The organism is Aestuariibaculum sp. M13, from assembly GCF_024723255.1.
Taxonomy (GTDB): domain Bacteria; phylum Bacteroidota; class Bacteroidia; order Flavobacteriales; family Flavobacteriaceae; genus Aestuariibaculum; species Aestuariibaculum lutulentum.
The window spans coordinates 604,763-617,083 of the sequence record NZ_JANIAC010000001.1; the positions used below are offsets into that span (position 1 = coordinate 604,763).

Sequence of the window (12,321 nt, forward strand, 5' to 3'; positions counted from 1 at the left end):
AGTATTTAAAATGAGACGCGCTTTATTCCCAGGTTCTTTCGACCCCATTACATTAGGTCACTTCGATATTATTAAACGAGGTGTTACCCTTTTCGATGAAGTTATTGTTGCCATTGGTGTTAATTCAGACAAGAAATACATGTTCTCCTTAGAAGAACGTCAAGCATTTATTGAAAAAGCCTTTGCTGATGAACCTAAAGTGAAGGTAGTAACCTATACCGGATTAACGGTTGACTTCTGTCATGAAATTGGCGCTGAATTTATCCTTCGCGGTTTACGAAATCCCGCCGATTTTGAATTTGAAAAAGCCATTGCACATGCCAACAGACGTATGGCCACTATTGAAACGGTATTTTTACTAACCTCTGCAAAAACATCATTTATATCGTCGTCGATAGTTCGTGATGTCATTAAAAACAATGGAGACTACACCAAGTTTGTTCCAGATAGCGTACGAGTAATCTAAAATTAAAAAATGCCCAGATTCATTTTACTTCTTATCATTGCATCATGCCTTATTTCCTGCAACAAAAGTTCCGATAGAAATAATGATTTTACAACTCGTTTTGAAACATCAAAAGGTACGGAAACCTCTGAATACAATGAAATAATTTCATTTTATAAGGATTTATCAAATGCCTATTCGGAAATTTCTCTTTTTGAAATTGGAGAGACTGATTCAGGAAAACCATTACATGTTGTGGTTTACAACAGTACACCCGTTAAAAACTTAGAAGACATAAAGCATTCTTCTAAAAATAAAATACTTATTAACAATGGTATTCATCCAGGAGAATCCGATGGTATTGATGCTTCTATGATGCTTATTAGGGATATAGTAAAAAATGATTCTTTAAAAAAAGCCTATAATAATTCAATTCTTGCCTTCATAGCTGTTTACAATGTGGGTGGCGCATTAAACCGAAACTCTTTTACTAGAGCTAACCAAAATGGCCCAAAAAGCTACGGGTTTAGAGGTAACGCCAGAAATTACGACCTAAACAGAGATTTTATAAAAGAAGACTCGAAAAATGCTGCAGCTTTCGCTAAAATATTCCACTGCATTAACCCCGATGTTTTTATTGACAACCATGTAAGTAATGGCGCAGACTATCAATATGCTATAACCCATTTATTTACTCAGCACAATAAATTAGGTGGGAAATTAGGTTCTTTCATCGAACAAAATATGAAACCTGAAATAGAGGGATCCTTATTAAATAAAGACATTATTATTACACCTTATGTCAATGTTTGGGGCAATAAACCTGAAATTGGATTTTCGCAGTTTTTTGATTCCCCGAGATATTCAACCGGATATACCTCACTGTTTAATACCCTTGGACTTATGGTAGAAACTCATATGCTTAAGCCCTATGATATTAGAGTCAAACAAACCTATGAATTAATGCTTTCGACATTTGATTTTACAGAAAAGCATTCCAAAACTATTAAGACTTTAAGAGAAAACGCCGTTTCAGAAATACTTTCTCAAAAAACCTACCCTATTTCATATACAATAGATTCTAGCAAAACTACTAATTTAGAATTTAAAGGCTACGAAGGAAGTTATATTGAGAGTAAAGTAACATCAGGAACACGGTTATTCTACGACCGCAACAAACCATTCTCTAAAACAATATCATACTACAATAATTTCATTCCTGAAAAAAGTGTTTCCATTCCTAAAGCCTATATTTTAAAACAAGGTTGGCACGATATTATTGAAAGATTGAAAAATAACCATATTGAATTCTCCGTCTTCAAAAAGGATACCATTCTAACCGTAGAAGTGAATCATATTGACCAGTATAAAACCGCTTCAAGTCCGTTTGAAGGACACTATTTACACAGTAATACTTCCGTTTTAAAAACAGAAATGATGGTGCAATTCAATAAAGGTGATTTATTTATTCCTACCTCCCAAAACGGGATTAGATATCTTTTAGAAACTTTGGAAGCCGAAGCAACAGACTCCTTTTTTAACTGGAACTTTTTTGACACCATTCTTCAACAGAAAGAACACTATTCGGCTTATGTTTTTGAAGACCTTGCAGAAAATTACTTGAAGAATTCACCTGAATTAAGAGCTGCTTTCGAAACGAAACTAGCAACCGATAAAGTTTTTGCTCAAAGACCGAATGAGCAATTAGAATTTATTTATAAAAATTCTCCGCACTACGAAGACACCTATCTACAATTACCTGTTTATAAAGTATTTTAAACAAAAAAAGCACATCCTTCGATGTGCGTTTTATGTTTATTTATAACTGTTTAGAAAAACTTATATTCTGATAATGGCTTAGGAAATTCCTCTGGATTTTCAGCCAAATGATAACGTGGATCATCAACAGCTTCAATAATAACTTCCTTAAATTTAGGACTCGCCTTATACAATATCACTTTACAATCTTCACTTAAGTGCTTTAGTTTTATCGTCTTCCCTTCAGCCTCATATTTTTGAACCAGATTAAAAATGGCTTCTAAGGCAGAATGGTCACTAACTCGAGACTCTACAAAGTCGATAATCACTTCATCCGGGTCATTTTTCACATCAAACTTTTCATTAAAAGCCGAAATTGACCCGAAGAATAAAGGCCCCCAGATTTCATAAGTTTTTGTTTTACCATCGTCAGAAAAACGCTTTCTGGCGCGAATGCGTTTGGCATTTTCCCAGGCAAAAGCTAAAGCCGAAATAATAACACCTACAAATACTGCAATAGCCAAATCGTAAATAACGGTTACCGCTGAAACGATAACCAAAACTACAGCATCGGCAACTGGTATTTTTCTAATAATTCTAAAACTTGACCATGCAAACGTTTCGATTACCATCATAAACATAACACCTACCAAAGCAGCAATAGGCACTTGCTCAATGTATTTATCTGTAAACAAAATAAAGGTTAATAAAGTCACCGCCATCATAATACCTGATAATCTACCACGACCACCAGCATTAATGTTTATAACGGTTTGTCCAATCATTCCACATCCTCCGGTACCACCAAACAATCCGCTAATCATGTTTCCAGCTCCTTGAGCAATACACTCGCGATTTCCGTTTCCTCGTGTTTCAGTTAATTCATCGACTAAATTCATAGTCATTAAAGACTCGATTAATCCAACAGAAGCAGCTAAAAAAGCATATGGTAAAATGAATTTTAAAGTATCTAAATTAAAAGGCAGGTTTTGCCACAACTCCAAGTTAGGCGTTGGAAATTCCCCTTTTAAACCATTTCCGCCACCTTCGACAATATACGAACCAACGGTGCTTACATCTAATCCTCCAAAAACGACAATTCCTGTAGTTACTAAAATAGCCGTTAATGCAGCCGGAAGTTTAGTGGTAATTTTAGGCAATAACCAAATAATTCCCATAGTTAAAGCCACCAGAGCAATCATCGTCCAAAGTTCTCCGCCCTGCATTGGAATATTAAAGTATTCTTTCACGCCTTCAGCAGTAATATTTAATTGTTTATGCGAAAACATACGCACCTGCGCCATGAAGATAACGATAGCTAAACCGTTAACAAACCCAAGCATTACAGGATGCGGAATTAACCTAACAAAGCGGCCTAATTTAAAGACTCCTGCCAGAATTTGAATAATTCCCATTAATATAACAGCTGCTAGTAGATAAAAATATCCCATATTTTCGATGGGCTGATCGAATAGCATCCCTTTAGTATGTCCTTCAGAAATTAAGTGCACAAAAATAACAGCAACAGCACCGGCTGCACCAGATATTAATCCTGGTCTACCACCAAAAACTGCAGTAATTAAGCCAATAATAAAAGCTCCTGAAAGTGCTACTAACGGGTCGATTTGCGCTACAAAGGCAAATGCAACGACTTCCGGAATCATGGCCAAAGAAACCGTAATTCCCGCTAAAATATCATCTTTAGAATTGGGAGTGATTTTTCTTATAAAATCTGTCATACTCTGTCGGTTTTTAAGGGTGCAAATTTACAGCTTAAAAACAGATAAGCAACAGGATAGGCCTTTATTTAAGCGCTATAACACTACAACGTTTGCGTTAACATCGACCGATTCTAACCAATATAATGCAGCATCTCGACCTCGAAACAACTTAATATTCCAATCGCTACTATTACCTACACTCATTAAAGTTTCGGTTGACATTAAACCCGCTTGTGAAGAAATAACGACAGCCATAGCAGCGATTTCCTTTAAATTGCCTACTATTTTCTGAGCTTCGAAAGTATAACTGTAGGAGTTAATCTTATTGATTAATAATTTAAAAGGAGCAACTAAACTGCTAAGTAAAAAATCGTGATACTCATCAACTTTAAGTTCACACATAATCTCACCTTCATCAACAATAACTTCGGCTAAACTATTATTATGAATAATAATTTCTCCAAACGAAAGCCTATAACCTTTCATATTAAATTTTATAACTGAGAGCTTTAATTAATTTGCTGTCAATGCAGAATAACAACAAGGTTTTTCTAAGAAAACCATAGACAAATCTAATTAGATTTAATCAACAAACCTCTATAAACTCTGGAATTTTATAACTATTTTACTAATGCCTGAATATTCGCATAAGAATTTTGAAGTGCCTCACTAATTTCATTAGAATCCAACCAGGCTACTTTTGTAATACCTTCTTCCTCCTGTGCATATAGATTACCTCGAAAACTGGTTTTCATTTCAAACCAATAGGTAACTTTTATTTTATAACGACCGTTGCGTTTAAATATGTGGTACGTCGTTTCTAAAGGTTTTGTAATTTCTAAACCAGCAACACCAGTTTCTTCCGATACTTCTCGAATCGCTGTTTTTTCGATTGTCTCTGCACCTTCTACCTTTCCTTTAGGTAAATCCCATTTATCGTTTCGGTATATAAATAAGATTTCGTTATCATCATTATACACCTTCCCACCTCCAGCAACCACATTAGGTAATTTTTTTAAAAATTTCTTCAGAAGCTTTTCTTCCTTTCTATGTATTAAGCGGACTTCCTGTAAATTAGTCGTATTGAGTTCCCGAATAACCTTTCCTATATTTACAGTGTCCAGCAAATAATTCTTGAAGTTGGTTTCCTCCTCTATTTGAGTAGTTAAAATTATAGGTTTATCGCCAACAAAAATTTTATACATACCTTGCCTTAATGTGTTATTGTTGGTAAAAATATCATTTTTAGTTACAACCTATTACAATCATAAAAAATATTTTTCATTCCTGTGACGGTAATCCTATAAAAAAATTAAATTTATGATTATTTTTGCAGCTATGATATTTAATAAACATACCGCTAAAAAAACGGCTGAAGTTTTATTACAGGTTAATGCCATAAAACTTAGTCCGAAAGAGCCTTTCACATGGGCATCTGGATGGAAATCACCAATTTACTGTGATAACCGTATTATTTTATCTTTTCCGCCAATTCGCAATTACATTCGCGAAACCATGGCAAAACAAATTGAAAAACAATATGGCAAACCCGACGCTATTGCTGGTGTTGCAACCGGAGCTATTGGTATTGGTATGCTTGTTGCCGAGTATTTAGGACTTCCTTTTATATATGTAAGACCTGATGCTAAAGGACACGGAAGAAAAAACCAGATTGAAGGTTTTATTGAAAGTGGCCAGAATGTTGTTGTTGTAGAAGATTTAATTAGTACCGGAAAAAGCAGTTTAAATGCTGTTAAAGCATTAAGAGATGCTGGTATTAACGTAAAAGGCATGATTGCTATTTTTACCTACGGTTTTAACGTAGCTACCGAAAATTTTGAAAAAGAAAACGTGTTTTTACAAACACTTGGTAGTTACGAAGTGCTTTTAGAGCAAGCCCTGGAAACCAACTACATTTCTGAAAAAGATTTAGCAACACTTTCTGTGTGGAATTCTAATCCAAGCGAGTGGAATGCCGAATAAGTCCTTTTAGACTTATTCAACAACAAAAAAAATAAAAACCTATGAATTTAGAATCTCCAAAGGTTAAAGTTGAAAAATCTCCGGAAGACATCTTTAACTTTTTAGAAAACATAAAAAACTTTGAATCGTTAATGCCTGAAAACATTAGTAAATTTGAAGTTTTAAGTGATGACACCTTTCTTTTTGCCTTAAGCGGAATGCCTGAAATTACCTTAAAGAAAAAAGAAGTAACACCACCAAACAAAATTGTTTTAGGTGCTGCAGGAGGAAAAATCGATTTTTCACTTGTTGGAAACATTAACAAAATTGATGACACCTCAAGTGAAGTACAACTTGAATTTAGCGGAGACTTTAACCCAATGATGGCCATGATGATTAAAGGCCCTATCAAAAAGTTTATTGAAACGTTAGCTACGAGTATTCCGAAATCAATTTAATATAATAACGTAATCGTTTTTAAATCGAATTCTTTTACAACATCGTCTTCTAACAATACCTGAAGCATTCCTGTATCAGATACCGATTTGATGATTCCTAAAAATAGCGAACCTTCAGCATCTTTAAATGTTGAAGGTTTATTTTTTCTAAATAAATAACTTTCGTATTCTTCTTTTAAAATTGTTAACTCCCCGCACTTTAAAATTTCAAAATAAAACTTTAGTTGCTCTATAATATTATGAGCAATTTCATCTAAATCGAAAGATCGTCCTGAAATCAATTTTAGCGATGAAGCCTTGGGTAAGTTTTCAAATTCAGTCTGATTTACATTCAAGCCCATACCAATAACGGTACTGGCATACTGACCTTGTTTAAATACATTTTCAATTAAAATGCCACAAACCTTTTTATTTTCTGCCAAAATGTCGTTAGGCCATTTCACATGCAATTTCGGTATTGTAAACCGTTCTAATGCTTTAACAACAGCTAATGAAGCTACCATACTAATATAAAAAGGGTACTCAACATGAAAACCCGAAAGACTCTTAAACACACTAAACGTAAGGTTTTTTGACGATTGAGAACTCCATACACTTCCCATTTGCCCACGACCTTCAGTCTGATTTTCTGTAATAACTGCAGTGTAATCTTCAACTGGCATTTCAGCGCAAAGTTTCTTCAAATAAGTATTTGTCGAATCGATGGCACTAAGTTTGATTATATGCATGTAAGAGTTATTATTAGTAGATAAAATCTTAATACTTTTTTAAGGTATAAAGAAATAAAAAAATAATAACTTTGCATAAACTCAAAATAATTTAATGGCGAAAAAAAACATAAGCGCAGACCAGTTGATATCGGTTATAATTAGTGGTATCGAAGATGTAAAAGGGCAAAGTATTAGTATCTTAGATTTAAGAGAAATTGAAAATACGGTTTGTGATTACTTTATAATTTGCGAAGGTACTTCAAATACGCAAGTAAACGCTATAGTAAATTCTGTTCAGAAAAAAGTAAGCAAAGAACTTAAGGATAACCCGTGGCATGTTGAAGGAGAAGACAATGCTGAATGGGTATTAATCGATTACGTAAACGTTGTTGTACACGTGTTCCAAAAACATATCAGACAATATTATGACATTGAAAGTCTTTGGGGTGATGCAAAAACAACGGTTATAGAAACGAGTTACTAAAACGTATGGCAAACAACAAAAAAAATACAAAAGAAAACAAACCTAAATTCAGTCCGTACTGGATTTATGGTATTTTAATTGCTCTTTTTTTAGGGTTTCAACTATTTGGAAACAGTGGTTACGAAGAAGGTAAAAAAATAACACCAAGCGACTTTTTCAAATATTTACAAGACGGTGATATTGAAAAAGTAGATGTGATTACCAATACACATGTTGCCAAAGTATATCTTACCGATGAAGCTTTAGAAAAAGACATTCACAAAAATTCAAAATCTACAAGCTTTATCCCTTCGGCAACGAAGTTACCAAACTATACCTTTGAATTTGGTAGTCTTGAAAAATTTGAAGGCGATATAGATAAAGCTAAGGAAAATCTTCCTAATTCACCTGTTATCTCATTCGATCAGGAACACGATAACTGGACCAACCTGTTAATGGGTATACTTCCGTTTATTTTACTAATTGCGGTTTGGGTTTTCATTATGAGACGTATGTCTGGAGGTGCCGGTGGTGGTGCTGGCGGACAGATTTTTAATATTGGAAAATCGAAAGCCAAATTATTCGACCAGAATACCGAAGTAAAAACGACATTTAAAGACGTTGCTGGTTTAGAAGGTGCTAAAGAAGAAGTACAGGAAATTGTAGACTTTTTAAAATTCCCTGAAAAATATACCACATTAGGAGGTAAAATTCCTAAAGGAGCTTTATTAGTAGGGCCTCCGGGAACAGGTAAAACTTTATTAGCTAAAGCTGTTGCAGGTGAAGCTAAAGTACCTTTCTTCTCGTTATCAGGATCTGATTTCGTTGAAATGTTCGTTGGTGTTGGTGCCTCTCGTGTTAGAGATTTATTTAAGCAGGCTAAAGAAAAATCACCATCTATTATTTTTATCGATGAGATTGATGCTATTGGTCGTGCCAGAGGCAAAAATGCCATGTCTGGAAGTAACGACGAGCGTGAAAACACCTTAAATCAATTATTAACCGAAATGGACGGTTTTGGAACTAATACTAATGTTATTGTATTAGCAGCAACCAACCGTGCCGATATCCTTGATAAAGCATTAATGCGTGCCGGTCGTTTTGACAGACAGATTTATGTAGACCTTCCGGATATTCGCGAGCGTAAAGAAATTTTCGAAGTACATTTACGTCCGCTTAAAAAAGCACAGGATTTAGATTTAGATTTCCTATCGAAACAAACTCCGGGATTCTCTGGTGCCGATATTGCAAACGTTTGTAACGAAGCTGCTTTAATTGCTGCAAGAAATGGCAAAAAATCGGTTGACAAACAAGATTTCCTTGACGCTGTCGATAGAATTATTGGCGGTTTAGAAAAGAAAAATAAAATCATTACACCAAGTGAAAAACGCGCTGTTGCTTTCCACGAAGCTGGTCACGCCACTGTAAGCTGGATGCTAGAGCATGCTGCACCACTTGTGAAAGTTACAATTGTACCTCGTGGACGTTCATTAGGAGCTGCATGGTATTTACCAGAAGAACGTTTAATCGTTCGTCCGGAGCAAATGTTAGATGAAATGTGTGCTGCTTTAGGTGGTCGTGCTGCCGAGCAAGTTATTTTTGGTAAAATTTCTACAGGAGCTTTAAGCGATTTAGAAAAAGTTACCAAACAAGCCAGAGCCATGGTTACCATTTACGGTTTAAGTGATAAAATAGGTAACTTAACATATTACGATTCATCAGGACAAAGTGAGTACGGCTTTACAAAACCTTACAGTGAACAAACAGCAGAGCTGATAGATAAAGAGATTTCAGATATTATTGAAAACCAATATCAAAGAGCTGTTAAATTACTTGAGGAAAACAAAGATAAACTTACCGAACTTGCTACAGTTCTTCTCGAAAAAGAAGTGATCTTTAAGGACAATCTTGAAAAAATATTTGGGGAACGTCAGTTTGTGAAAGAAGAAGTTGAAACAAAACAAGAATAGGCTCTAGCCTTATTTTATAAACCTTTTAGCAAAAATCTTAAATTAACCGTACGGTTAATTTAAGATTTTTTATATTTGGTTGTCCTCAGGAAACAATGTATTAATAGCAAGCTTACTAATGAGTCTTTTTAGAAAAATTTTTGGTTCAAAATCTAATGCGTCAGACGACGAAATAAAGTCGGATGAAAGAGGCAAATACATGCCTGAAATAAAACTCCCTATAGATGAAAGGTTTACTATAAATTTTAAAGCTAATGGTGGTAAATTTCTGTATTGTGAGAATTTGAATGAAATCTTTCAGAACCTACAAAGTATACTTGAAGAAAATACTTGGGAAGACAAAACAGCTTTAGTCGTCGACGAACATTTAATTTCAAAATTTAAAAGTTTTGGTTTTAAGATGTCAAATAAAGTTAGCGAAGCTTCTTTTTTCTTAACCACTTGCGAAAATTTAATTGCCAACGATGGCTCTTTACTTATTTCTTCAAAACAAATTTTCGAAAAGAAATTACCTGAATTACCTGAAAATTTTGTCGTTTTTGCCACAACCAGTCAAATTGTTGAAAACATAGGTGAAGGCTTAAGAGGTATTAAGGCAAAAAACAAACAAAAAATACCCACCAATATTACGACCATAAAACATTTTAAATCGAGTCACGAAAAAGATTTTCTTAGTTACGGTAGTAGCGCCAAAAACTTATACTTACTCCTTTTAGAAGATTTATAGAATGAAAGAAATTCTAACTCGATCACTTTCCGGCGTACTTTACGTCCTGCTTTTGCTTGTTTGCATGCAATTCGAGCATTTACTAATAGGCCTGTTTTTTATTTTTGGTTTGATATCCTTGAACGAATTCAATAAGCTAATTGAATTAAAAAGCTTTGTCCCTTATATCATATTCGTTATTCTGTATACCATTTTTGGGTACTGGCATTTAATCATTAACACAAAAGGACTTGATGAAGCCACGCAGATACTTATGGTACTTAGCATTTTTGTGAATCTATTCTTGATTAAAGATTTGTTCTCCGAAAAAACAATACCCCTTTTCAGCTCTAAACGATTTCTTCTAACCACATTCTATCTGTCAAGTGCCTTCGTATTTTTAATTTTAATAGCCGGCTATCACGATACCTACAACCCTAATATTTTATTGGGATCCTTTCTTTTAGTGTGGATTAACGATTCATTCGCATATTTGGTTGGAAAGAATTTTGGCAAGCAAAAACTTTTCGAAAAAATATCGCCAAAAAAAACTGTTGAAGGTTTTATGGGCGGACTATTTTTTTCGTGCATAGCAAGTTATTTTATTAGTACCTTTGCGGAAACTTTAAACTTTACAAGCTGGCTAGTCTTAAGCATTATCATTAGTGTTTTCGGGACTTTAGGAGACTTAGTAGAGTCTAAATTTAAAAGACAAGCTAACGTTAAGGACAGCGGTGTTATTATGCCTGGACACGGTGGATTATTAGACCGATTAGATAGCATTATATTTACTGCCCCGTTTATTTATTTATTTTTAAGATTGTTACATTATGTTTCATAAAGAGGGTTATAAGATAATTATTGTTACGTTTATACTGGTAATTTCATCTACTGTATTAGTTGATAATTTTGTAACTATTGAATGGTTAAAATTGGCTTTAAGGCTAATTCTTTTAGTATTTTTAATACTTATACTTCAGTTTTTCAGAAACCCAAAAAGACATACAAAACCTAACGACAAACAAGTAGTATCTCCTGTTGATGGTAAAGTTGTAGTTATTGAGGAAGTTTTTGAAAAAGAGTTTTTCAACGAAAAACGTCTTCAGGTAAGTGTTTTTATGTCTCCAATAAATGTGCACGTTACACGCTACCCTATTGGCGGTAAAGTTGTTTTTAGCAAATACCATCCTGGAAAATATTTAGTTGCATGGCATCCAAAAGCCAGTGAAGAAAACGAACGTACTACTGTTGTTGTTGAAAACAAAACTTACGGACAAGTGCTTTACAGACAAATTGCAGGTGCTTTAGCTAAACGTATTGTTAACTACGCAAAAGTAGATGATGCCGCTATTCAAGGTGCTGATTCTGGTTTTATAAAGTTTGGTTCAAGAGTTGACTTATTTTTACCTCTAGACACCAATATTAAAGTAAAATTAAACCAAAAAGTAAGAGGTGGAGAAAGTATTATTGCAGAAACCAATGAGTAGTACTGAAGAATTAGATAAAGAGTTTCAAGATGCTGTAGATCGTGTAAATGCTTACACCGATCCGTTTCCAGCTGATGTGCTTTTAAGTCTTTATGCCTATTACAAAAAGGCAACTAATTCATATAGTAAACCTAATAGTAAAAAAGCCATTATAAATGCATTTAAAACGAATGCTTTATTTCAGGTGAAAAATATAAGTGAAAATGAAGCTAAACGTCAATACATAGATTTAGCTAACCATTACTTTTTGTACGGTAAATAATTCTTTTACTTTTTAAATACCACTATATAAATCCCTAAGGCTATTACATTTAGTAACAATACTATTGTTACTAAAATCCAGTACAATTTTCTTCTTTTCTTTTTATTGTAAACCGATAAGGATATGGGATGTATAAGTACATTTTGCCCTTTATCTGAAAACGCATTCTGTCTGTAAATATTCTGAACGACTTTCATTTTATATTTTATTAACTTAAAGAAAACAAACAAGTTATAATTTTCAAAACAAAAACTTAAGATTGATGAATTTGTCCCCTAAAAATGACTAATCAATACAAAAAACTCATAATCAGTTATATAAATTAATGAAGTAAAACAAAAAAGGGACCAAATTGGTCCCTTTACTTTTCTATAATTTA

General features: G+C 33.9%; 15 protein-coding genes. 10 read left to right on the forward strand and 5 right to left on the reverse strand.

What is annotated here, in order from left to right; all coding sequences use genetic code 11:
* Positions 1–10 precede the first annotated feature (10 nt).
* Positions 11–466 carry a pantetheine-phosphate adenylyltransferase gene (gene coaD, locus NO995_RS02670; RefSeq protein WP_258226175.1) on the forward strand — a complete coding sequence of 152 codons (456 nt, stop codon included), beginning with the start codon at positions 11–13 and terminating at the stop codon, positions 464–466.
* Between the two features lie 9 nt (positions 467–475).
* Positions 476–2,224, forward strand: a complete 1,749-nt coding sequence (locus NO995_RS02675) for a M14 family metallopeptidase (protein WP_258226176.1) — start codon at positions 476–478, stop codon at positions 2,222–2,224.
* Between the two features lie 50 nt (positions 2,225–2,274).
* Here the strand turns inward: NO995_RS02675 and NO995_RS02680 are convergent, their stop codons facing one another.
* The 3 genes from NO995_RS02680 to NO995_RS02690 all read right to left on the reverse strand — a co-directional run bounded on the left by NO995_RS02680 (position 2,275) and on the right by NO995_RS02690 (position 5,129).
* A complete protein-coding gene (locus NO995_RS02680) occupies positions 2,275–3,942 on the reverse strand; it encodes a SulP family inorganic anion transporter (protein WP_258226177.1) in 1,668 nt (555 codons plus the stop codon).
* Positions 3,943–4,017: 75 nt separating this feature from the next.
* A complete protein-coding gene (locus tag NO995_RS02685; RefSeq protein ID WP_240571815.1) occupies positions 4,018–4,410 on the reverse strand; it encodes a hypothetical protein in 393 nt (130 codons plus the stop codon).
* Positions 4,411–4,544: 134 nt separating this feature from the next.
* Positions 4,545–5,129 carry an NUDIX hydrolase gene (locus NO995_RS02690; protein WP_240571816.1) on the reverse strand — a complete coding sequence of 195 codons (585 nt, stop codon included), beginning with the start codon at positions 5,127–5,129 and terminating at the stop codon, positions 4,545–4,547.
* Positions 5,130–5,262: 133 nt separating this feature from the next.
* Here NO995_RS02690 and pyrE point away from each other — a divergent pair, with 133 nt between their 5' ends.
* Together pyrE and NO995_RS02700 are read left to right on the forward strand one after the other, a co-directional pair.
* Positions 5,263–5,907, forward strand: coding sequence for an orotate phosphoribosyltransferase (gene pyrE / locus NO995_RS02695; protein WP_240572671.1), 645 nt, complete (start codon positions 5,263–5,265; stop codon positions 5,905–5,907).
* A 41-nt stretch (positions 5,908–5,948) separates the two neighbouring features.
* A complete protein-coding gene (locus tag NO995_RS02700) occupies positions 5,949–6,344 on the forward strand; it encodes an SRPBCC domain-containing protein (protein ID WP_258226178.1) in 396 nt (131 codons plus the stop codon).
* Here the strand turns inward: NO995_RS02700 and NO995_RS02705 are convergent.
* Complete coding sequence (locus NO995_RS02705; protein WP_258226179.1) at positions 6,341–7,072, reverse strand: biotin--[acetyl-CoA-carboxylase] ligase; 732 nt, start codon at positions 7,070–7,072, stop codon at positions 6,341–6,343. The two genes, NO995_RS02700 and NO995_RS02705, sit on opposite strands and share 4 nt — an antisense overlap.
* A 94-nt stretch (positions 7,073–7,166) precedes the next feature.
* Between NO995_RS02705 and rsfS the strand changes: the two genes are divergently transcribed.
* The 6 genes from rsfS (at position 7,167) to NO995_RS02735 (ending at position 11,942) form a co-directional block, all read left to right on the forward strand.
* Positions 7,167–7,538: a ribosome silencing factor gene (gene rsfS / locus NO995_RS02710; protein WP_240571819.1), complete on the forward strand. Its 372-nt coding sequence runs from the start codon at positions 7,167–7,169 to the stop codon at positions 7,536–7,538.
* Between the two features lie 5 nt (positions 7,539–7,543).
* A complete protein-coding gene (gene ftsH / locus NO995_RS02715; RefSeq protein WP_258226180.1) occupies positions 7,544–9,487 on the forward strand; it encodes an ATP-dependent zinc metalloprotease FtsH in 1,944 nt (647 codons plus the stop codon).
* A gap of 118 nt (positions 9,488–9,605) precedes the next feature.
* Positions 9,606–10,214 carry a lactate utilization protein gene (locus NO995_RS02720; protein WP_258226181.1) on the forward strand — a complete coding sequence of 203 codons (609 nt, stop codon included), beginning with the start codon at positions 9,606–9,608 and terminating at the stop codon, positions 10,212–10,214.
* 1 nt (position 10,215) lies between these two features.
* Entirely contained in the window at positions 10,216–11,034 is an 819-nt protein-coding gene (locus NO995_RS02725; protein WP_258226182.1) for a phosphatidate cytidylyltransferase, read from the forward strand.
* Positions 11,024–11,680: a phosphatidylserine decarboxylase family protein gene (locus NO995_RS02730; protein ID WP_258226183.1), complete on the forward strand. Its 657-nt coding sequence runs from the start codon at positions 11,024–11,026 to the stop codon at positions 11,678–11,680. The genes NO995_RS02725 and NO995_RS02730 overlap by 11 nt, the downstream gene beginning before the upstream one ends.
* The gene (locus tag NO995_RS02735; RefSeq protein ID WP_240572672.1) at positions 11,673–11,942 is read left to right on the forward strand and encodes an acyl-CoA-binding protein; all 270 of its coding nucleotides are present in this window, start codon (positions 11,673–11,675) and stop codon (positions 11,940–11,942) included. Before NO995_RS02730 ends, NO995_RS02735 begins: the two co-directional genes overlap by 8 nt.
* A 5-nt stretch (positions 11,943–11,947) precedes the next feature.
* On the opposite strand, the gene NO995_RS02740 is transcribed toward NO995_RS02735, so the two are convergent.
* The gene (locus NO995_RS02740; protein ID WP_258226184.1) at positions 11,948–12,139 is read right to left on the reverse strand and encodes a hypothetical protein; all 192 of its coding nucleotides are present in this window, start codon (positions 12,137–12,139) and stop codon (positions 11,948–11,950) included.
* Positions 12,140–12,321: the final 182 nt, after the last annotated feature.